Annotated in this window: 19 protein-coding genes; 1 reads left to right on the top strand and 18 read right to left on the bottom strand. The window is 72.9% G+C overall.

The genetic code is table 11. The features are described from left to right. The 10 genes from ABZ078_RS20750 to ABZ078_RS20795 are packed head-to-tail and all read right to left on the bottom strand — an operon-like array spanning position 1 to position 8,882. Positions 1-1,542 (bottom strand): amino acid adenylation domain-containing protein, encoded by a 1,542-nt coding sequence (locus tag ABZ078_RS20750; protein ID WP_356577275.1) that lies wholly within the window; start codon positions 1,540-1,542, stop codon positions 1-3. Further along, positions 1,539-2,459, bottom strand: a complete 921-nt coding sequence (locus tag ABZ078_RS20755) for a hypothetical protein (RefSeq protein ID WP_356577277.1) — start codon at positions 2,457-2,459, stop codon at positions 1,539-1,541. The genes ABZ078_RS20750 and ABZ078_RS20755 overlap by 4 nt, the downstream gene beginning before the upstream one ends. Next, the gene (locus ABZ078_RS20760; RefSeq protein WP_356577279.1) at positions 2,452-3,153 is read right to left on the bottom strand and encodes a 4'-phosphopantetheinyl transferase superfamily protein; all 702 of its coding nucleotides are present in this window, start codon (positions 3,151-3,153) and stop codon (positions 2,452-2,454) included. The genes ABZ078_RS20755 and ABZ078_RS20760 overlap by 8 nt, the downstream gene beginning before the upstream one ends. Further along, entirely contained in the window at positions 3,150-4,235 is a 1,086-nt protein-coding gene (locus ABZ078_RS20765) for an acyl-CoA dehydrogenase family protein (RefSeq protein ID WP_356577281.1), read from the bottom strand. Before ABZ078_RS20765 ends, ABZ078_RS20760 begins: the two co-directional genes overlap by 4 nt. Next, entirely contained in the window at positions 4,228-5,421 is a 1,194-nt protein-coding gene (locus ABZ078_RS20770; RefSeq protein WP_356577283.1) for an acyl-CoA dehydrogenase family protein, read from the bottom strand. Before ABZ078_RS20770 ends, ABZ078_RS20765 begins: the two co-directional genes overlap by 8 nt. Then, positions 5,418-5,672 (bottom strand): acyl carrier protein, encoded by a 255-nt coding sequence (locus ABZ078_RS20775; protein ID WP_356577284.1) that lies wholly within the window; start codon positions 5,670-5,672, stop codon positions 5,418-5,420. Before ABZ078_RS20775 ends, ABZ078_RS20770 begins: the two co-directional genes overlap by 4 nt. Positions 5,673-5,703: 31 nt before the next feature. Next, on the bottom strand, positions 5,704-6,798 hold the full coding sequence (locus ABZ078_RS20780; RefSeq protein ID WP_356577286.1) for an acyl carrier protein: 1,095 nt from the start codon (positions 6,796-6,798) through the stop codon (positions 5,704-5,706). Further along, complete coding sequence (locus tag ABZ078_RS20785) at positions 6,795-7,073, bottom strand: phosphopantetheine-binding protein (protein WP_356577288.1); 279 nt, start codon at positions 7,071-7,073, stop codon at positions 6,795-6,797. The genes ABZ078_RS20780 and ABZ078_RS20785 overlap by 4 nt, the downstream gene beginning before the upstream one ends. Before the next feature lie 49 nt (positions 7,074-7,122). After that, positions 7,123-7,893: an alpha/beta fold hydrolase gene (locus ABZ078_RS20790; protein WP_356577290.1), complete on the bottom strand. Its 771-nt coding sequence runs from the start codon at positions 7,891-7,893 to the stop codon at positions 7,123-7,125. Then, positions 7,881-8,882 (bottom strand): ketoacyl-ACP synthase III family protein, encoded by a 1,002-nt coding sequence (locus ABZ078_RS20795; protein ID WP_356577292.1) that lies wholly within the window; start codon positions 8,880-8,882, stop codon positions 7,881-7,883. Before ABZ078_RS20795 ends, ABZ078_RS20790 begins: the two co-directional genes overlap by 13 nt. 212 nt (positions 8,883-9,094) lie before the next feature. Between ABZ078_RS20795 and ABZ078_RS20800 the strand changes: the two genes are divergently transcribed. Beyond that, the gene (locus ABZ078_RS20800; RefSeq protein WP_356577293.1) at positions 9,095-9,736 is read left to right on the top strand and encodes a DapH/DapD/GlmU-related protein; all 642 of its coding nucleotides are present in this window, start codon (positions 9,095-9,097) and stop codon (positions 9,734-9,736) included. Between the two features lie 31 nt (positions 9,737-9,767). Here ABZ078_RS20800 and ABZ078_RS20805 read toward each other — a convergent pair whose 3' ends face one another. From ABZ078_RS20805 to ABZ078_RS20840, 8 genes are all read right to left on the bottom strand, one after another. Next, positions 9,768-11,132: an NDP-hexose 2,3-dehydratase family protein gene (locus ABZ078_RS20805; RefSeq protein ID WP_356577309.1), complete on the bottom strand. Its 1,365-nt coding sequence runs from the start codon at positions 11,130-11,132 to the stop codon at positions 9,768-9,770. A gap of 92 nt (positions 11,133-11,224) precedes the next feature. Further along, complete coding sequence (gene rfbB, locus ABZ078_RS20810; RefSeq protein ID WP_356577295.1) at positions 11,225-12,208, bottom strand: dTDP-glucose 4,6-dehydratase; 984 nt, start codon at positions 12,206-12,208, stop codon at positions 11,225-11,227. After that, complete coding sequence (locus ABZ078_RS20815; protein ID WP_356577296.1) at positions 12,205-13,269, bottom strand: glucose-1-phosphate thymidylyltransferase; 1,065 nt, start codon at positions 13,267-13,269, stop codon at positions 12,205-12,207. The genes rfbB and ABZ078_RS20815 overlap by 4 nt, the downstream gene beginning before the upstream one ends. Before the next feature lie 26 nt (positions 13,270-13,295). After that, entirely contained in the window at positions 13,296-14,420 is a 1,125-nt protein-coding gene (locus ABZ078_RS20820; protein ID WP_356577298.1) for a DegT/DnrJ/EryC1/StrS family aminotransferase, read from the bottom strand. Positions 14,421-14,474: 54 nt separating this feature from the next. Continuing rightward, positions 14,475-15,698 carry a glycosyltransferase gene (locus ABZ078_RS20825; protein WP_356577300.1) on the bottom strand — a complete coding sequence of 408 codons (1,224 nt, stop codon included), beginning with the start codon at positions 15,696-15,698 and terminating at the stop codon, positions 14,475-14,477. Between the two features lie 8 nt (positions 15,699-15,706). Beyond that, entirely contained in the window at positions 15,707-16,693 is a 987-nt protein-coding gene (locus ABZ078_RS20830) for an NAD(P)-dependent oxidoreductase (RefSeq protein ID WP_356577302.1), read from the bottom strand. 1 nt (position 16,694) lies between these two features. After that, positions 16,695-17,900: a macrolide family glycosyltransferase gene (locus tag ABZ078_RS20835; RefSeq protein WP_356577304.1), complete on the bottom strand. Its 1,206-nt coding sequence runs from the start codon at positions 17,898-17,900 to the stop codon at positions 16,695-16,697. Positions 17,901-17,955: 55 nt separating this feature from the next. Continuing rightward, positions 17,956-20,616, bottom strand: a 2,661-nt coding sequence (locus ABZ078_RS20840) for an acyltransferase domain-containing protein (RefSeq protein WP_356577306.1), incomplete at its 5' end; no start/stop codon positions are given.

Consider the following 20,616-nt stretch of genomic DNA (forward strand, 5'->3'; position numbering starts at 1 on the left):
TCAGCGTGCGCGGGCGGTCATGAGCATGTCCCGCAGGGCGCGGCGGTCGATTTTTCCGTTGGCGTTCAGCGGCAGGTCCGCCAGCACGGTGAGGGTGCTGGGGATCATGTACTCGGGCAGGCGGGCGCGCAGGGAGGCGAGGACATCGGCGGGATCGACGCCGTCTCCCGTGCACACCGCCACGAGGCGGGTCTCGTCGCGTGGACCGGGGAGGGTGAGCGCGACGGCGTCGCGGACGTCCGGGTGGGCGCGCAGTTCGCTCGCCACCTCCCCGAGCTCCAGGCGGTAGCCGCGCACCTTGACCTGGTCGTCCAGGCGGCCGAGGTGGGTGAGGCCGTTCTCGTCGAGGCGCACCCGGTCGCCAGTGCGGTACCAGAGGCGATCGTCCGGATCCGCTGCGGCGTCCACCGCCGTGGCGCGGCTGTCGCCGGGCTCGTACCGCAGGAAACGGCCGACGTTGTCGGCGGGGTCGAGGTAGCCGGGGAAGCGCTGGACGCCTCGGACGCACAGCTCGCCCTCGGTGGCGGGGCGGCCGTCGTCGTCCACGACGAGCTGTTCCAGGCCGGGGTAGAGCCGCCCGATCGGCACGGTGCCGTGCGCGGGCAACTGCTCGGCCGGGGTGTCCGTCAGCCGGTGCTGAGTGCAGCTCAGGGTCAGTTCGGTGGGGCCGTAGAGGTTCTCCAGCACACTGCCGGGGGCGGCCGCCCGCCAGGCCTCGGCCTGGGCGGTGGTCAGGGGTTCGCCGCAGAACAGGCTCCAGCGCAGCGTGGGCATGCAGCCGGGGGTCAGGCCGCGCAGCCGTCGGGCGAGGGAGATCACCGAGGGCACGGAGAACCAGTGGGTGATGCGTTCCCTGGCGACGAACCGGGCAGGGGCGAGGAGGTCGCCGCGGCCGGGTACGACGACCGTGGCGCCGCTGCTCCAGGCCGCGAACAGATCGAAGACGGAGAGGTCGAAGGTGAGGTCGAAGGTCTGGGAGAGCCGGTCGCCGACCCCGATGCCGTAGCGGGCGGTCACGTGGTCCAGGTAGGCCGTGACGTTGCGGTGCCGGATCGGGACGCCCTTCGGGGTGCCGGTGGAGCCGGAGGTGAAGAGGATGTAGCAGAGGTCGTCCGGCCCGGCGTGCCGCGTCTCGCCCGGGGGGGCCGGGGCGGGCGCCGTGACGTCGGGGGCCAGCACCGGTACCGGCAGCTCGACGCCCGCGCGGTCGGGGTCGGTCAGCACGCAGTCCAGCTCGGCCGCCTTGGCCGTCGCCGCCGTGCGCGGGGCCGGGAAGTCCGGGTGCAGCGGGACCACGGTGGCGCCGAGGCGCTGTACGGCGAGATAGCCGGCGTAGGCGGTCAGGGTGCGCACGGCGAGCAGGCCGACCCGGCTGGGGCCGGGGCCATCCGTGCCGGCGACCAAGGCGGCGGCCAGGCGGGCGGCGAGGGCGTCCAGTTCGGCATAGGTGTGGGCGGCGCCATCGAGTTCGAGGGCCACGGCGTCCGGGTGCCGACGGACGGTGGCGGCGAACCGCCCGTACAGGGTGTCCTGGTGGGTCATCGGCCGGTCTCCTCCCGCTGCTCGCTCTCCAGTCGCTCGACGGTGCCGATCAGCTGCTCGAAGGCCTGCCGCACGACCCCCTCGCGGTACCGGCCGCGCTCGGCCGAGGCGATGCCGAAGCGGACGGCTTGCGGCAGGGATCCCCACGCTGCCGCCGCCGCGGCGACGCCCGCCGCCTCGGGGCGGGAGGCCAGCCGGAAACGCTGGTGGCGGGCGGCGGTCCAGATGTCGTCGGCGTAGCGGGTGAGGGCGTCGGGGTCGGCACACACCGTGTCGGCCACGAGCCGCAGCGCGGGCAGCGGCCCGTCCACCCAGGTTCCTTCGGGGGTGGACCTGTCCGGTGTGTCGCCGAGTTCGAGCCAGCGGTAGCCGGTGTACGGCGCCAGTTCGGCGGCCTCGCCGAGGGCGTGGCGGTCGCGGCTGACGGCCTGGGCGGTCGTACTGGACAACGGGGTGAGGAGGGCCTGGAGTTCGGCGTCGTCCAGGAGTCCCTCGTAGGCGGTCTGGGTGCCGTGCGGGGTGAGGGCGTCGAAGTCGTCGCGCACGTGCCACGTGGCGTCGCCGTGCCGGCGGAGCACCACCCAGTGCGAGGTCTGCGCGCCACCGTACGACGGGGACCAGGGGATGTGGCGGGTGTTGCCGACGGCGAGCACGGCGCCGTGCCGGGCCAGCTCGGCGTCGAGCGCGGCGCGGGCGGCGGCCCAGTCGTCGGCACCCCGGTGGACGAGGCCGCGGCCCCGGCCGTCGATGTCGACGCGGGCGTGGTGGGAGAACGCCAGTCCGCCGTCGGGCGGATCGGTGCGCACCCGCAGGCGGACGGCGGCCGCGAGCCGGTCCCGGATGTCGGGGACCTGGGGTTCCAGATACGCCACCAGCCCCGCCGTGTAGCAGCTCAGCTCGGCCGAGGGCTCACTCACTGTCGTTCTCCAGGGGGCGTTCGATGGGCGGGGTCGGTGCGGAAAGCGGTGTGTAGGCGCAGCTGAGCGGGATCGGCGACTGCTCGCGCAGGCTCACCCACCGGTGCCGGCCCGAGGCGCCGTGCCGGCTGTACGGGGTGATGTCGGCGGTCCACAGCCCGCCCGCGACGCCGGTGCCGTCGGCCTTGACGATGGCCTCGCGCACGGTCCACAGCCAGGCGAACTCCCTGGTGCGCGCGGCCATGGGCAGGCGGGCGAGCCGCTCGGTGTGGGTCTTGGCGCAGCGGCGCAGCATGCCGTCGGACACGGTGTCCGGCGGGTGCTGGAGGTCGACGCCGACGGCGTGGTCCAGGGCGGCGCAGGCGGCGACGGCCCCGCCGTCGTGGCTGACGCTGATGCCGATGCGGGGCTGGTCCACGAGGCGGGGGGCCCCGCGGTCGGTGTAGGCGACGGGGGCGTGCCGGGCCTCGGGGAAGTGGGCGGCCAGCAGGCTGCGCAGGGCCCGGCGCGCGGCGAGGAGTTCACGGGCGCGCCACTCGGGCAGGTGCTCGGCGTCGGCCAGGTCGTGCGGGGTGAGCCCGGCCGGGTCGTCGGCGGGGGTGCCGACCGGTTCCACGGCGACCCAGACGCCGGGAGCCGCCTCGGTGTGGAGTCGGGTCCCGGCGGCGGCGGAGGAGGCGGTGGCGGCGGTCATGGCGTCAGCCCGTCCAGGACCTGGTCGAGGCGTTCGGCGACGGTGTCGAGGACGATTTCGGTGGCGCCGCCGCCGATGCCGAACACGGCCGCCTCGGCGCGCAGCCGCTGCGCTCCGCCCCGGTCGAAGCCGTCGGCTCCCTGGAGATGGCCGCATGCGGTGAGGACGTGTTCGACGGTCATGCCGGACAGCGCCTTGAGCGTGGCGGCGGCGGTGGCGTCATGGTGGCGGGCGATGCGGTCGGCGGACTGTGTCCACAGCGCGTCGAGGGCGCTGAGACGTACGGCGCAGTCCGCGAGCCGCTGGCGTACGGAAGACGACCGGCGCAGGGGTGTGCCGTCGATGGACCGGTCCGCGAGCCGGCGGTCCGTGTCGGCGACGGCCCTGCGGCACAGCGCCACCGCCCAGGCGGCGGAGGCCAGGCGTTCGACGGTCAGGTGCCGGGCGAACAGGGCCAGGCCCCGGCCGGGGCGGCCGAGGACGTGTTCGCGGGGCAGCCGCACGGAGTGGAAACGGAGGTGGCCGAGGCCCGCGCCGTCGAAGAGGTCGGTGTCGGCCGCTTCCGCGGTCACGCCGGGGGCGGTCAGCGGTACCAGGACCCAGGTGAAGCTGGTGAAGTGGCGGCCGGGGCGGTGCCGGGCCAGGACCAGGGCGTGGCCGGCGGTCAGGGCGGAGGTGACCCAGCGCTTGCCGCCGTCGAGGACGAGGTCCCCGTCGGTGCCGGAGAGGTCGACGGTGGTGCCGAGTGCGGCGAGGTCGGAGCCCGGGGCTGCCGTGTCGGTGGCGGCGAGGGCGAGCAGTTCCTCGCCTTCGAGGGCCGCGCGCAGCGTGTGCGATGCGGCCGGGCTGTCGGCCATCTCGGTGAGCAGCGGTGTAGCGCTGGCCAGCTGAACGAGCAGCGCGAGGACCGTGCCCGTCGGGCTCTGCGCATCGGCCTCGCTGAGGATGCGGCGCAGCAGCAGCGGGTCGAGGCGGCCGGTCGGCTCCTTGCCGTAGAGCTCGGTGAGCGTGCCGGAGGCGGCGAGGGCCTTGAGGATCCCGGCCGCGTCGTCGACGGGCAGCCCGAGGGGCCGGTCAGGCAAGGGACACCTCCGCATCGAGCAGGGCGAGCCTGCCGTCGGCGAGGTGGAGCCGGTCGTTGCTGTAGTTGAGCGCGGCGGACCTGAGGTCGCGCAGGGCGCGTTCGAGTCCGGTGGGCGAGCTCTTGAGGTAGCCGTGGCGCAGGCCGACGGCGTCGACCAGGTCCTCGACGGTGCGGTGGCACTCCTCGGACGCGGTGATCTTGAGGGCGTTGACCAGCATCTGGTACTTGGGCCGGGAGAGGTCGTCGCCGTCGTCGGCGGCCCGGGAGAGGGTGGTCGCGGTGTGCCGCAGCAGGGCGTGCACGGTGTCCAGGCGCTGCCGGGCGCGGGAAAGCCGGGTCAGCAGTAGCTCGGAGTCGAGGTTGGCGCTCTTGCGGCCGACCGGGCTGCGCAGGGTGTGCAGCACCCGGGACAGGGCGCCGGCGGCGGTGCCCAGCCAGGTCGCGGCCCAGCCGAGGTGGGCCAGCGGGCCGAAGGTGTCCAGGACGACCTTGCGGAACTGGCCGTGCTCGCCGACGACCTGATGCCCGGGCACCTGGCCGGTGAGCTTCAGGGCCACGCTGTGGCTGGCACGCATGCCGAGCGGGTCCCAGTCGCCGGAGACGCTGATGTCGAGCTGGTCGCGGTGGGCGTAGACGAGGGAGACCTCGTGCGGGGAGCGGGCCGTGGGGCTGAGCATGGTGATCAGGAAGCCGTCGGCGTGGGCTCCGCCGGTGACGATCGGTGCGACCCGGTCGATGACCAGCCGGCCGTCCTGTGTGGCGAGTTCGGCGGCGGAGGTGAGCAGGTGGCCGCCCTTGCCGGCCTCGGTGGTGACGGAGGCCAGGTAGAGGCGTCCCGCGGCGATCTCCGGGAGGAGTTCGGCGGCGAGCCGGGGGGACGCGTGCCGGACGATGCCGGCGACCTGCTGGCAGTGCATGGTGAAGATCATGGCGACGGACATGTCGACGCGGCCGAGGGCGATGCCGGCGTCCAGGACGTCGTCCACGCCGCCGCCCATCCCGCCGTGGGCGGTGGGCACCATCAGGCCGAGCAGCCCGGTCCGGCGCATCTCCTCCAAGGCCGCGAGGGGGAACTCTGCGGCCTCGTCGCAGGACGCGGCGTGCTTGCGGGCCGTCTCGCACACCCGGCGGACCGCGTCCGCGGTGGCCTGCGCGTCGAAGCCGGTGCGGTCGAAGCCCCTCATATCGCGTCCCCCGTGCCGGCGGGCATCGCGGCGACGGCCGCGTTCCACAGACTGCCCGCGGTGGCGAAGGTGGCCTCGGTGAGGGCGTCGTCGGGCAGTTGCACGCCGAAGGTGTCCTCCAGCGTGAACATCAGCTCGATGGCCTGCATGGAATCCAGCCCGAGTTCGCGCAGCGGGGTGTCGGCCGTGATGGGCTCCTCGCCGAGGAAGGGCAGGAAAGGCTTGAGCATCTCGGTAAAGCGGGCGTCCACGGAAGAGGTTTCCCTTCGATGTAACTGGCTTCTATTCATGGTCGAGTGCGCGGTTCAGCAGTGCGCACAGGCCCGCAACGCTCTGCAGGTTCTCGGGCACCAGATCGGCCGGGTCGAACTCCACGGTGAACCGTTCTTCGAGGATCTCCACGACTTCCACCATCCGGATCGAATTGAATTCCGGATGGACCGTCAAATCACCGTCGACGAGAGCCGTTTCGTCGATCTGGAGGACGGAGGCGACGACCTCGCGCACGGCCGCACCGGCCCCGAAGGCCACGGCGTCCTGCGCGAGCGCCTCGGCGGCCCGCTCGAACAGGCCCGACGGTTCGGCCCGGCCGCGGTCCACGCGCCGGAAGGCGAGGTAGGCGTGCTCGACCAGGCCGTCCCAGCGCCGAAGGTGCTCGCGCACCGGCTCCGGCAGGCCGGCCCCGCGCCGCTCCTCCAGGTAGGCGGCGTGCAGCCGGCGGGTGCGGGCGAGCAGCCAGGTCTCCAGGGTGAAGGCCTCCAGTGCCGCCCGCCGGTCGGGGTGCTCGGCGTAGCCGCGCAGGTACTGCGGCGGCGGGCCGGGCACGGGCCCGGGCTCGGGGGGTGCGCCGAGCGGGCGGGGGGTGAACCGCACGGTCTCGGCGCCGTCCGGCAGCGCCTTGAACAGGGCGGAGAACTCCGCGCGCGCGTAAGGCAGTCGAGCGGGGCGGGCGCGGCCCCACTGGGTGTCGTTGTGGTAGGCGTCGCTGATCAGGAGGGTGTCGCCGCCGTCGTCGTCCACGACGAAGCTGTGCTCCACGTGCTTGGTCCCGTGGTAGGGCACCCAGGGCAGGTGGTAGGCGTCGGCGACGACGTACAGCGGCCCTCCCGAGGTGTCCGGCACCTCGCCCGGGCCGGTCCGGCGGCGGTCGGCGACGTCCAGTCCGAGCAGGGCCGCGGCGTCGGCGAGCTGTGCGTCGAGGGTCGGCTCGACGGTGAGCAGGCCGGCCAGGGGCCCGTCGGTCAGCGGGCGCGGCGCGCAGCGGGGTACGGCGCCCAGGCGGGTGTGCGTGCCGGTGCCGTGGTGCCGGTCGGCGAGCAGGGCGAGGTTGGCCTGCAGGCAGTCCAGGTGCTGGGCGTGGGCGGGGAAGGCGGTCACCGGGCCGGGCTCCCTTCGGCGCCCTCGACGGCCAGGTCCACGAGGTCGCGGACGGTGTCGTAGGAGCGGCCGGCGAACAGGTCGTCGGGCAGGGGGGTGTCCAGTTCGTCCTCCAGCCGGGTGAGGATGCCCAGCAGGCGCATGGAGGAGATCCGCAAGCGCTCGCCGCCGAGCGGCTCGTCCTCGCTCAGCGCGGACGGCTGCAGGCCGGACCCGCTCTCGGCGGCGATCACGCGCTTGACGGCCTCGACGATGCTGTCCCGGTCGGGATTCACTTCTGGGTTGACCTTCCGTCGTGTGTTCGCGGTACGGCGGCGGGGCCGCTCAGCGCGCCGCCGTGGAGCCTGCGGCCGACATGTGCTCGGTGATGGCCCGGATCACCGCGTTCGCCTGGGAGTTGAGGTAGAAGTGGCCGCCGGGGAACACGGTCATGTCGAACGGTCCGCTGGTGTGCTCGGCCCAGGACCGCGCCTCTTCGGGGGTGACCTGGGGGTCGGTGTCGCCGATAAGGGCGAGGACCGGGCAGCTCAGGGGCGGGCCGGGGCGGTAGCGGTAGCCCTCCACGGCCCGGTAGTCGCTGCGGATGACGGGCAGGATCATGCGCAGCAGTTCCTCGTCGGCGAGGATCCGTTCGTCGGTGCCGTCCAGCCGCCGGATCTCGGCCATCAGCCCCTCGTCGTCCCGGAGGTGCACCAGGTCGGGGGCGGGCCGGACGCAGGTCGGGGCGCGGCGGCCGGAGACGACGAGTCCCCGGGGCGCCCTGCCCTCGGCCTGAAGCAGCCGGGCCGCCTCGAAGGCGACCATGGCGCCCATGCTGTGCCCGAAGAGGGTGACGGGCCGGTCGAGCCAGGGCGCGAGCGCGTCCACGGCGGCGCGGGCGAGCGCCTCGATGGAGCCGAGGAAGGGTTCGTTACGGCGTTCCTGGCGGCCGGGGTACTGCACGGCGAGGACGTCGGTGTGGCCCGCCATGGCCCGGGCCACCGGTACGAAGTACGACGCGGCGCCGCCGGCGTGCGGGAAGCACACCAGCCGCCGGGGGGCGTCGGGCGCCGGCTCGTACCGGTGGATCCACTTGCCGGTGTCTACTGCGCCCACGCGGGCAGCTCCCGGATGGTGAGGACGGCGGAGGAGCAGACCCAGCCGGGGCCCTGGGAGGTCACCAGGACGTGATCACCGACCTGGACCTCGCCGGTGCGCACGGCGTGCTCCAGGGAGATGAGGATGTCGGCGCCGCCGGCGTGTCCGACGGAGGCTCCGTACTCCCAGACCAGCCGGTCCACGGGAATGCCGAGCGGGCGCAGCAGGGCGTGCTCGATCATCCGCTTGTCCACGTTGATCGTGATGACCTTGGAAATGTCCGCGGCGGTCATTCCGGCGTCGATGATGGAATCGTTGATGACGCCGAGATCGAATTTCGTGAACGTCTCGAATAGCTCGGTGAAGCCCATGACATTGTCCACGAAATACTGCGACCGCTCCCCCACGTTGAAATACTTCCGGGGATTTCCGTCGGGTGGCAGCAGGGATTCCTCACCGCGGTGCCACTGCTCCAGGCTGTGCAGCGTCCCGGAATTCATGGACCGGACCTCGGCGAATCCGCCGCGGCCGTTCACCACGGCCGCCAGGGCGCCGTCCGAGTAAAGGGAGGAGGTACCGAAATCGCGCCAGCGGTTGATGAGCGGGGAGCTGAAGTTCGTGGCCGTGGTCAGCAGGACGTTCTGCCGCCGGGCGACGCCGGTGATCTGTCCGGCGGCCGTCTCCAGCGCACCCAGCACACCGTCGCAGCCCTGCTGGACGTCGAGCGAGGGGATGTGGCCGGCGCCCAGTTCGCGCAGGATGTAGCCGGGTGCGTAGGCGCCCTCGGGCACCTGGTAGTAGACGCTGCCGTGGATGTGGGAGTCGATCGCCGACAGGTCCACGCCGGCGCGCTCGACGGCTCTGCGGGCGGCCAGGACGGCCATGTCGACGGCCGGCGTGTCCCCGGCCACGTGCGTGCCGGTCAGGCCGGCCGCGGTGAACTCGCCGCGCTCGTAATCCCCCGGGCCCTCCGCATCGGCGACGGACACCCATTCAGAGAGGTGCACGCCGAGCGAGTCAATGTATACCCCGTTTACCTGCATCGCGGAAATCCCTTCAGGCCCCCGTCTTTACTGATCACTACCCAATTACAGCGACAATCGCCATGTCAAGTCGGGTCAGCGAAACATTACCCATTGCACACGTGATGTGCATCACACTCGAATTTTGGCAGTACGGTACTCATATACCTGCACGGTTTTTCACCGACGGAGGAATGATGAACGCTCGCATTGCGCCCGGTGCCGAGGTCGAGGAAAAGGCGACCGTGGGCGACGGAACGTCTGTCTGGGGCACGGCTCATATACGGGAGGACGCGGTCGTGGGCCGCGACTGCACCATCGGGCGGGGTGTGTACATCGGGCCCGGCGTCACGGTCGGGGACCACTGCAAGGTGCAGAACCACGCCCTGGTCTACGAGCCCGCCGTGGTGGAGGACGGCGTGTTCATCGGTCCCTCCGCCGTGCTCACCAACGACCCGCACCCCCGTGCCGTGACCCCCGCCGGTGCCCCGAAGGGGCCGCAGGACTGGACCCCGGTCGGGGTGACCCTCCGGCACGGCGCCTCGGTCGGGGCGCGCGCGGTGTGCGTGGCGCCGGTGACGGTCGGCCGCTGGGCGCTGGTCGCCGCCGGCTCCGTCGTCACCCGGGACGTGCCCGACTTCGCCCTGGTGGCGGGGGTGCCGGCCCGCCGCGTGAAGTGGGTGGGGCGGGCCGGTGTGCCCCTGGAGGACGAGGGGGACGGCCGCTTCCGCTGCCCGAGCACGGGCGAGCGGTACACCGAGCGCGACAACGACACCCTCGTTCCCGAGGGGCCGGAAGTACTCCACGAAGCACTCCACGACGGCCTCCCCGACGACTGACGACGCACCGCTCCCTGCCACGGCCACCCCGCTACGACGCCCACCGCGAGGGCAGCGGCTGCGCCGGGCGCCGGAGCGGGGCCGGCGGGGGCAGCGGCGCCCCGTTGCGGGGCAGGGCGTTCAGGCAGGCCAGCAGGGTGCGGGCCTGCACGCTGACGTAGTGCTCGTGCCGCAGCAGACCGCTCAGCTGCGGCACACTGAACCAGGCGAAGTCCGCCGGGAGTTCGGCGGGCAGCGTCGCGTCGGCCTCCACGATGGTGTAGCGGGCGACCGCGTCCAGGAACCGTCCGCCCTCCTCCGAGTGCACGGTGTCGTACCGCACCTGCGCCGGGTCGGCCGACAGCACCCAGTCCAGCAGCGGGGGCCGGTCGGCCGGGCCGTAGTTGTCCGGCACGCACTGCACGGTGGGGCCCAGCTCCACCACGCCGTGGAAGCCGGGCTCGGCCCGGGCCCGCAGCAGCACGTGCGGTACGCCGGCGAACTCCCGCAGCACCAGGGCGACCACGCCCGGTCCGCGCGGCGCGAACAGCGGCTGGTGCCAGCTGCCGACCTCACGGCTGCCGGCCCGCACGGACACCGCGACGACGCTGAAGTACCGGCCGTCCGGGCGGGCGATCTCGTCCGGGCCGCGCAGCCACCCCTCGGCCTCCGTCTCCCGCAGCGGGATCCGGCTCACCTCGATGTCGCGGGTGGCGCGCTGCCCGGTCAGCCAGCCCAGCAGTCCGGCGGTCGGGGTGAGCGCCTCGTCCCCCGGTGCCGACGGCGACAGGAACGGGGCCAGGCAGGACAGCACCGTCCGCGCGTCCATGTTGATCACGTTGTCCCGGGCGAGCAGCTCGTGGATCTGGCCCAGGGTCAGCCAGCGGAAGTCGTCCGCGAGGGGCACCTCGGCGTCGGCGTCCACCTCGACCACCATGTTGCGGTTGCGCTTGCGGTAGAACCAGCTGCCGTGCTCGGACTGCAGGACGTCCACCACCACCCGGCCGCGCAGCGGACCGGCGAAGTACTCCAGGTAACGCACGGGTGCGCCCTTGTGCACGCCGGTGAAGTTGCTGCGGGTGGCCTGGACGGTCGGCGACAGCTGGAGCAGGTTGGGGTTGCCGGGCTCCATCTTGGCCTGCAGCAGGAAGTGCGGCACCCCGCCGAAGTCGCGCATGAGGATGCCGAGGATGCCGATCTCCGGCTGCCTGATGATGGGCTGGCGCCACCGGCCGGTCTCCGTGCTCACCCGCAGTCCCTCGACGGTGAAGAACCGCCCGCTGCGGTGCGTGAGGTTGCCGGTGGCCTCCTCGAAGCCCCAGCCGTCCGCCTCGGCGAAGGGCACCCGCTCCACCCGGAAGGGGTGGGCCTGCCGGCGCTCTTCCAGCCAGGCGTCGGCCGCCCCAGTCGGCAGCATCGTCCCGTCGCGCTCCCGCGCCGACCGGGCGAGCCGGGCGGGCAGGCCGGGGTCCTCGCAGCGGTGCAGCGCCGCCGGGCGGGCCGGGGCGGTCACGCGGCCACCCTGCGGTCGGCGGCGGACGCCTGCCACCAGTCGGGGTTCGCGCGGTACCAGTCGACCACGTCGGCGAGGCCCTCCTCGAAGGGCACGCGTGGGGCGTAGCCCAGCTCCTTTCGGATCTTGCTGTCGTCCAGGGCGTAGCGCAGGTCATGGCCCTTGCGGTCGGTGACGTGCCGCACCTGGTCGGGCGAGGCCCCGCACAGCCGCAGCAGCAGGTCGGTGATCTGCCGGTTGGTGCGCTCGGTGCCGCCGCCGACGTTGTAGACCTCGCCGGCCCGGCCGCGGGTGAGGACCAGCTGGACGGCCGCGCAGTGGTCGCTGACGTGCAGCCACTCGCGCACGTTCGAGCCGTCGCCGTACAGCGGGACGGTCTCGCCGCGCAGCAGGCGGGTGACGAACAGCGGGATGAGCTTCTCGGGGTGCTGGTGGGGGCCGTAGTTGTTGGAGCAGCGGGTGATCGACACGTCCAGGCCGTGGGTGCGGGCGTAGGCCCGGGCCAGCAGGTCGCTGCCCGCCTTGGACGCCGCGTAGGGCGAGTTGGGGGCCAGCGGCCACTCCTCCGTCCACGCGCCGGACGCGATGGAGCCGTAGACCTCGTCGGTGGAGATGTGCACGACCCGTTCGACGCCGGTGTGCAGACAGGCCGCCAGCAGGGTCTGGGTGCCGACGACGTTGGTGCGGACGAACACGGAGGGGTCCGCTATGGAGCGGTCCACGTGGGACTCGGCGGCGAAGTGCACCACCGCGTCATGGCCAGGCAGCAGCTGCCGCAGCAGGTCGGTGTCGCAGACGTCGCCGTGGACGAAGTCCAGCCGGTCGTGCCGCTCGGGCAGGTTGGCCCGGTTGCCCGCGTAGGTCAGCTTGTCCAGGACGGTCACCGACGCGTCCGCGTAGCCGGCGTAGCCGCCCGCCAGGAGCGTACGGACGTAGGCGGACCCGATGAACCCGGCGCCCCCGGTCACCAGCAGCCTCATGCGGCCACCTCGACGCGCGCGTGGTCGCCGACGATCAGCCGGTGGGAGCCGTCCGCGTCGACGGCGCTGACGCTGGCCTCGCGGCCGATGATGGAGCCGCGCACCGCTGTGACACCGCGCATGCTGGCCCGTTCCAGCACGATGGTGTCGCTCAGCTGCACGCCGAGCAGCCGGCAGCCCTCCCCGATGGAGGTGTGCGGGCCGATCGAGCTGCCCTCGACAATCGCGCCGGCGCCGACGACCGCCGGCCCGGTGATCCGGGAGCGGACGACCCGGGCGCCCTCCTCCACCACGACGGCCCCGATCAGCTCGCTGTGCGCGTCGACCTCGCCGTCGACGGACGGCTTGAGCCGGTCCAGGAGTTCTCGGTTGCAGGCCAGGACGTCGTCGATCTGCCCGGCGTCCTTCCAGTAGCCGTGGTAGGTGCTGGCCCGCACCTCGGCGCCCCGGGTGACCAGCCACTGGATGGCATCGGTGATCTCCAGCTCGCCGCGGGCGCTGCTCTCCACGGCGGCCACGGCCTCGTGGATGGCCGCGGTGAAGAAGTACACGCCGACCACCGCGAGGTCACTGACCGGCTGCTCGGGCTTCTCCACCAGCCGCAGCACCCGCCCGGTGGAGTCGACCTCGGCGACACCGAAGGCGCGGGGGTCGGCCACCTTGTGCACCACCAGCTGGGCTGCGGGGCGCCGGGCGCGGAACTCGACGGCGATGTCGTCCACGCCCTCGGGGAGCAGATTGTCTCCGAGGTACATGACGAAGTCGTCGTCGCCGAGGAACTCGCGGGAGATGGCGACGCAGTGCGCGAGGCCGTGCGGGGCGTCCTGCGGGATGTACGTCAGCCGTACGCCGAACTCGGCGCCGTCGCCGAGGTACTGGCTGATCTTCTCCGACCGCTCGCCGACCACGACACCGATCTCGGTCACGCCCAGGCCGCGCAGCTGCTCGATGACGTGCAGCAGGACGGGCTTGTTGGCGAGCGGCATCAACTGCTTGGGCATCGAGTGGCTGAACGGCCGCAGCCGCAGCCCCATGCCGCCGGACAACACCAGTGCTTTCACCGGGGACTCCTTCTCGAGGCGTGGGCTCAGAGCGTCTTGAGGACGTCGCGCAGGGCACCGATCACGGTGTTCTGGAGGTCCACGGGCAGGGAGGGGTACATCGGCAGCGAGAAGATCTCGTCGGCCAGCGCCTCGGTGACCGGCAGGGCGCCCTTGCGGTAGCCGAGGTGCTCGAAGCCGGTCATGGTGTGCACCGGCCACGGGTAGCTGATGTTGAGGGAGATGTCGTACTCGCTCCTCAGGCGCTCGATGATCAGGTCGCGCTGCGGGTGGCGGACCACGTACACGTAGTACACGTGCTCGTTGCCGGGGTTGGTGCCGGGCAGCAGCAGGCCGCCGGGGCCGGTGAGGTCGGCCAGGCCCTCCTCGTAGCGGCGGGCGACGGCGCGGCGGCCGGCGATGTAGGCGTCGAGGCGGGTCAGCTTGCGGCGCAGGATCTCGGCCTGCACCTCGTCCAGGCGGCTGTTGTGGCCGGGGGTCTGGACGACGTAGTACACCTTCTCCATGCCGTAGTAGCGCAGCCGGCGCAGGGCGGCGTCGGTGCCGGCGTCGTCGGTGAGGACCGCGCCGCCGTCTCCGTAGGCGCCCAGGACCTTGGTCGGGTAGAAGCTGAACGCGGCGGCGTCGCCCATCGTGCCGGCGAGCCGGCCGTGGTGGCGGGCGCCGTGGGCCTGCGCGCAGTCCTCGACCAGGGCGAGGCCGTGCTCGGCGGCGAGGGACTGCAGGGGCGCCATGTCCACGCACTGTCCGTACAGGTGCACCGGCAGCAGGGCCTTGGTGCGCGGGGTGATCGCGGCGGCGACCTGGTCGGTGTCCATCAGGAAGTCCTCGGCGCGGATGTCCACGAAGACAGGGGTGGCGCCGGCGCCGGCGATGGCCACGACCGTGGGGGCGGCCGTGTTGGACACGGTGATCACCTCGTCGCCGGGCCCGATGCCGAGCGCTTCGAGGGCGAGCTTGACGGCGTTGGTGCCGTTGTCGACGCCCGTGCAGTGACGCAGGCCGTGATAGGCGGCGAACTCGGCCTCGAAGCCGCTGACGCTCTCGCCGAGCACCAGCCGGCCCGAGGAGAAGACCTTCTCCACGGCGTCGAGGATGTCGGCGCGCTCGTCCTGGTATTCCGGAAGGTAGTCCCAAACATACGTGGTCATGAGGGCGTGGCTCTCCAAGCCTTGAGGGGTGGGGGGTGGGGGTGGGGGTGGGGGTCAGGCGGCCGCGGCCACCGCGGTCTCGATGAGGTCGCAGGCCGTGTCCACGCCCCGCTCGGCGCGCACACGCTCGCCGATGAGGGCGGCCCGTTCGGCGGGCCGGGGGTCGTCCAGGACGGCCGCCACGGCCTGCCGCAGCCGCCCGCCGGTCATCCGCTGGAACGGCACCGGGGCCGGTGCGACGCCGATCTCGGCCAGCCGGGCCGCCCAGTAGGGGCCGTCGGCCCAGCACGGCACGGTCACGTGCGGCACGCCGGCGCGCACCGTGTCGGCGGTGGTGCCGAAGGCCGCCCCGTGGATCACCGCGGCCGCCCTCGGGAAGAGCCAGCCGTAGTCCACTTCCCGCACCCGGAACACGTCGTCGGAGGCGGTGCCCTCGGGTCCGCCCACCACGACCAGGCGCCGCCCGGCATGGCGTACCGCGTCCCGCACGGCGTGGAAGGTCTGCTCGCCGTACACCGGCCAGGCGCTGCCCAGGGCGAGCACCAGCGGCCGGGAGCCGCTGCCGAGGAAGTCGACCAGCTCCGCCGGCGGCTCCTGGTCGGGGCGTTCCCAGACCCAGTAGCCCGTGACGTGGGCGCGGGCCGGCCAGTCCGCCGGGGGCGGCAGGAAGGCGGGGCTGTAGGGGTAGAGGACGGGGTGCTCGACGCCGAGCGTGCCCATCGGCGACTTCTTCAGCGGCGGCAGACCCTGACGGGTGCGGACCTTGTTGACGGCCGGGCGGTGCACGGCCCACTCCAGCTGGGCGGACATGGCGTGCGTGAACCGGGTGTAAGCGGGCCCGAGCGGCAGGTCGGGGGTCTTGTACGCGCGGAACTCCCGGGTCGGGGTCATCGGCCACCAGTTGACGGTGCCCCAGGGCGCGGTGGCGCCCGCGAACCCGTAGCCGCGGCAGATCATCGAGGTGAGCACGAAGTCGGCGCCCTCGGCGGCCTCCTGCATCCGCTCGACGGAGTGGGCGAACTCCTCCGTGGTGGGCCGCTTCATGACCAGCGCGGTGCGCAGCGACGAGGCGCTCTTGCGGATCGACCGGATGACGTCGGGGTCGGCGAAGTGGTCGGCGGCCTTTCCGGGTATCTCGCAGAACTCCAGGCCGGCCAGCTCGACCATCGCCTTGAAGTCGATCGACGTGGCCACGCTGACCTCGTGTCCGCGCCGGCGCAGGCCGATGCCCAGCGCCAGGAACGGATGAACGTCACCACGGGTTCCGAACGTCTGCAACGAAACCTTCACTGGACCTCCAGCACGTTTTTCCGGTACCACCGCGCGGTGTCCCGCAGGCCGTCCTTCAGCGGGCGCGGCGTGAAATCGACGACCTTTTGGAACCTCTCGAGATCGAGCGCCCGGCGGGCCGCCCCGACGGGCTTGTCCGGGGCGAACCGGATCCGGTCCTCCTCCTGGCCGGCGGCCTGAGCGACGAGGAACGCCAGATCCCGGATGGAGACCGGCTCCGACGTCCCGATGTTGAGCGCCGGATACTCACCGGAACGCACCATGCACAGCACCGCGCGCACCAGGTCGTGCACGTGGATGAAGGTCCGCAGCTGGCTGCCGTCGCCCCAGACCTCGACGTCCTGTCCGGCGGCGAGCCGCATCAGCATGTTGGGGATGACGTGGTTCGTCGTCGTGGCGAAGTCGTCGCGCGGCCCGTACACGTTGGTGGGGCGCGGCGTGTAGATGTTCATGCCGAACTGCGTGCGGTAGAGGTCCGCGAGCACCTCGGTGAACATCTTCGACATCCGGTAGCCGTTGGGTGAGAACTCCATGTGCCGCCGGTGGTCGTCCTCCTCGCGCGCGGGCCGCGTCTCGTCGTACGCGTAGATCTCGGCCGAACTGATCAGCACCACGTCGGGCACGGCCCGGTCGCGGGCGAGGTTGAGCACGTTGGAGACGATGCGCATGTTCTCGTCCAGCATGCGGCCCGCCTCCTGGAGCAGGAACTGCATGTTGCCGTCGAGGGTGGCGCAGTTGACGACCATGTCGAGTCCCGGGACGGTGTCCGCGGCCGCCCGCAGCGCCCGCTCGTCCAGGACGTCGACCTGCACGGTGGTCAGGGCCTCGGTGACGGGCAACTCGGCCCGTACCTCCGGGTGGTCCCGGCGGTACAGGCACAGCACCCGCGCGCCCAGGCCCAGCAGCTCCTCCACGAAGTGGGAGCCGATGAAGCCCAGTCCCCCGGTGACCAGGACGGTGCGGCCGGACCAGTGTCCCGCCATATCAGGCCCGCTCCGCATACGCCTCGAGCGCGTCCGCCGCCGCGGCCGCGCCGCCGCCGGCGCGGGCGTGCCCGGCCATCGCGGTCACCCGCTGCCGGATCCCGGCGTCCTCGGCCGCCGTCAGCACCGCCTCGCGCAGCGCCTCGGGTGAGGCCTCCTGGCGGGCGACGCGCACGCCGAGGCCCAGCTCGGCGATGCGTCGCGCGGTGAAGTCCAGCTCCACGGACTGCGGCACGGCCACCAGCGGGACGCCGGCCGCGAGCGACTCCATCGTGGAGCGGATGCCCGCGTGCGTGATGAAGACGGCGGCGTGCTCCAGCACCGCACGCTGTGGCACCTGCCGGTGCACCTCCCAGCCGTCCGGTACGGCGCCCAGGTCGGCGGGGTCGACATGCTCGCCGGTCGCCATCACCACACGGAAGGGCAGGTCGGCGAAGGCCTTCAGGCACGCCCGGTAGAAGTCGGGCCGCTCGTTGAACAGCGTGCCGAGGGCGATCAGCAGCACGGGCTTGTCACCCTGCGGCGGCTGCCACGAGGCTGCCTCGCCGCCGCCCGCGCTCGCCGCGGGACCGACGAAGACGTACCGCTCGTCGAAGGTGTCCGCGGCGGGCTGGAACTCCCGGGCCACGAACACCACGTTGAGCTCCTCCGGCACACCCAGGATGTCGCCCGGCCCGGGCACGGACAGACCGTGTCCGATGCGGAACTCGGCCAGTTTCATGCCGAATTCGAGCAGTGCGGGATGCTGCGGGTCCATCGCGGGGAATTCCTGCGCCAGCGCCGCGAGCACCGAGAAGTGCTCATTGGAGGCGAGCATCGGAACGAGCTGCGCGGCCCGCCTCTGCCATTTCTCGGCCAGCACCCGGCCGGAGAAGTTCATGAGGGTGTCGTAGACCACCACGTCCGGCCGGTCCCCGGCCAGCTCCCGCTCGGCGGCGGCCGTGACCGCCACGTTCTCCGAGAGCATCTTGAGCGGCCCCTCCGCCATCTCGTCCACCGACATCTCCGGCGGCACGCTGCGCTCGGCCGGCCAGACCGACTCGTACGTCACCACGCGGGCACCGGCCGCCGACACGGAGGGTGCGAAGTGCTCGGTGGTGACATAGGTGACCCGGTGTCCGCGGCCGACGAGATCGGCGACGACGGGCAGGGTGTGGTTCACATGCCCGTGGTACGGGGCTCCGAGAACGGCGATGTGCTTGGTCACAAGTCCTGACTTTCGTTGGGGTTTGCTTCACTTGCTACGGACACTCGACGGGCGCTCAGCCCGTCGCGCCGTTCGCGGTGATGTCGGTGAGCCATTCCTCGACCACGCGGGCGGTGTCCCCGGCGTGGTCCTCGACGATGCTGAAGTGGTTCCCGGGCACGTCCCGCGCGGTGTGGCCGAGCTTCCAGTCGACGCGCAGCATCACCGGGTCGTCCCCTGGCGCTCCGGACGCCGACGGCATCGGTTCGGTGGCGCGCACCAGCAGCGTCGGCGTCTTGACGGGCTCGGGGCGCCAGTCGGCCAGGAGGCGGTGGTAGCCGCCCATGGCGGTCAGCCGCACGTCGTTCATGATGCCGCCGCCCAGCTTCCGCTCCCGGTCGAAGGCCACGCCGAGCATCGCCGCGCCGACCTCCGCGTTCTCCGCGTCGTCCTCGGGCCACGGCACGTCCAGCAGCACCAGGGCCGCGGGCCGGCTGCCGAGGGTCTCCAGGTGCGCGGTCACGGCGTGCGCGATCTGCCCGCCCGCGGAGTGCCCCACCAGCACGAACGGCTCCTCACCGGCGACGCGGCGCAGCGTCTGCGCGTGCAGTTCGGCCAGCGCCACCATGTCGGCGGGGATCCGCTCACCGGGCAGATAGCCCGGCTGGGGCAGCACGGTGACGTCCCGGCGGCCGCGGAAGCCCTCGGCGAAACGGGCGTACTGCTGGGGCCCGGCGGTCGCCACCACGGCCGGCAGGCAGAACAGCCGGGGCCGTTCCTCGCCAGTGGCCAGCGGCACCGGCTCCGGGGCGTGGCCCGCGGCCGACGCGACGTCGAAGGCGTCCCGCAGCCGGGAGGCCGCCATGATCAGCTCGTTGCCCGCGACGTGCCGTCCCTCGGCGAACGACTGCCGGAACATCGCCTCGATCCCGCCCGGCGCCTGCCCGCCCGCGGCCGACGCACGCGTCAGCTCCCCGCGCAGATGGGCGGCCACGGCGGCCGGCCGGGTGTGCTCGAACAGCAGTGACGCCGGCAGCCGCAGCCCGGTGGCCGCGTTGAGCCGGTTACGCAGCTCCATCGCCATCAGCGAGTTGAAGCCCAGCTCGAAGAAGCCACGCTGGGCCTCCACCGCGTCCGGCCCGGGCAGCCCGAGCACCGCGGCCGCCTCGGCGTGCACCAGCTCGGTGAGCACCCGTAGCTGCTCGGCCCCCGCCAGCCCGGCCAGCCGGACCGCGAGCCCCGGCTCGCCCGCGTCGCCGGCGGACACCGCGGTGCGGCGCGCCGGAACCGGACGCCGGATCACGGTACGTACCGGAGCGGAGCCGTCCGGCTCGTTCGTCCGGTCGAACTCCGCCGGATCCAGGGCGGTCAGCGTCACCAGCCGCACCGACGCGACCGTCGCGCCGCTCGGGTCGGCCAGCCCGACGGACACGCCCTCCGGCCGCCCACCACCACTGATCCGCACCCGCAGCCGCTCCGCCCCCACCGCGTGCAGGACGACGTCCCGCCAGACCGTCGGCACCAGCAGCCGGTCCGTGTCCTCGCCGCCGTCCGCGCCGTCCGCCGCGCACCGCGCGGCCTCCAGGGCGGCGTCGAGCAGGGCCGGATGCAGGCCGTAGCGGGCCGCCTCCGCCCGCTGCCCGTCGGGCAGGCTCACCTCGGCGAACACCTCGCCGTCGACGCCCCGCCACAGGGCGTCCACCCGGTCCGTCTCCAGTCGGGCCGCCCCCGCCGGAGGCCAGACGGCCGGCTCCCACTGCGACACCGGCGCACCGGCCCGCACCAGCAGCCCGGTGGCGTGGCAGGCCCACGGCGTGCCCGGGAGGGCGTCCTCGGCGCGCGAGTGGATGCCGAAGACCCGCCGTCCCTCCGCGTCGGCCCCGGCCACCCGCACCCGCAGCTGCACGGCGTGCCGTGCGGGCAGCACCAGCGGCTGCCGGAGCGTCAGCTCCGCCACCGTGTCACAGCCGACCTGGTCACCCGCGTGAACGGCCAGCTCCACAAACGCCGTAGCGGGCAACAGGACCCTCTCACCCTCGCCCGCCAGCCAGGAATGGGCCTGCGCCGACAGACGTCCGGTCAGCACGACCCCTTCCGGCTCCGGCAGCTCGACCGCAGCCCCGAGCAGCGGATGCCCGGTCGGCAGCAGCCCGACGGCTCCGACGTCACCCGCGGTTGAGGGGTCGACGGTCAGCCAGTAGTGGCGGTGCTGGAAGGCGTAGGTGGGCAGGTCGACGTGGTGGGCGCCGGTGCCGGTGAAGGCCTGGGCCCAGTCGACGTCCACGCCGTGGACCCACAGCTCACCCAGGGAGGTCAGGAAGCGGTCCAGGCCGCCGTCCTCGCGGCGCAGGGTGCCGGTGACGGCCGCCTCGTCGGCGGTGTCCTGGATGCTCATCGCGAGCACCGGATGCGGGCTGACCTCCACGAACGCGGTGTGGTCCTGGTCGGCGAGGGTGCGTATGGAGTCCTCGAAACGGACCGTTCGGCGCAGGTTGCGATACCAGTAACCGGCATCCAGGGCCTGCGTGTTCAGCCAGTCGGCCTCCACCGTGGAGAAGAACGGGACTGTGGCGGTCTGCGGGCGGACCTCGGCCAGGACCCGGGCCAGCTCCTCCTCGATCCGCTCCACGTGAGAGGTGTGAGAGGCGTAATCCACCGGGATACGGCGGGCACGGACCTCGTCGGCCTCACAAGCAGCGATCAGCTCATCCAGAGCCTGCGGCTCGCCCGCGACGAC

This window comes from Streptomyces sp. NPDC006385 (assembly GCF_040612485.1).
GTDB lineage: Bacteria > Actinomycetota > Actinomycetes > Streptomycetales > Streptomycetaceae > Streptomyces.

Excerpts from the sequence above, each read along its gene's own strand:
- ABZ078_RS20750 (WP_356577275.1), bottom strand. The coding sequence starts at position 1,542 with ATGACCCACCAGGACACCCTGTACGGGCGGTTCGCCGCCACCGTCCGT.
- ABZ078_RS20800 (WP_356577293.1), top strand. The coding sequence starts at position 9,095 with ATGAACGCTCGCATTGCGCCCGGTGCCGAGGTCGAGGAAAAGGCGACC.
- ABZ078_RS20805 (WP_356577309.1), bottom strand. The coding sequence starts at position 11,132 with ATGCTGCCGACTGGGGCGGCCGACGCCTGGCTGGAAGAGCGCCGGCAG.
- ABZ078_RS20770 (WP_356577283.1), bottom strand. The coding sequence starts at position 5,421 with ATGAGGGGCTTCGACCGCACCGGCTTCGACGCGCAGGCCACCGCGGAC.
- rfbB (WP_356577295.1), bottom strand. The coding sequence starts at position 12,208 with ATGAGGCTGCTGGTGACCGGGGGCGCCGGGTTCATCGGGTCCGCCTAC.
- ABZ078_RS20820 (WP_356577298.1), bottom strand. The coding sequence starts at position 14,420 with ATGACCACGTATGTTTGGGACTACCTTCCGGAATACCAGGACGAGCGC.
- ABZ078_RS20830 (WP_356577302.1), bottom strand. The coding sequence starts at position 16,693 with ATGGCGGGACACTGGTCCGGCCGCACCGTCCTGGTCACCGGGGGACTG.
- ABZ078_RS20760 (WP_356577279.1), bottom strand. The coding sequence starts at position 3,153 with ATGACCGCCGCCACCGCCTCCTCCGCCGCCGCCGGGACCCGACTCCAC.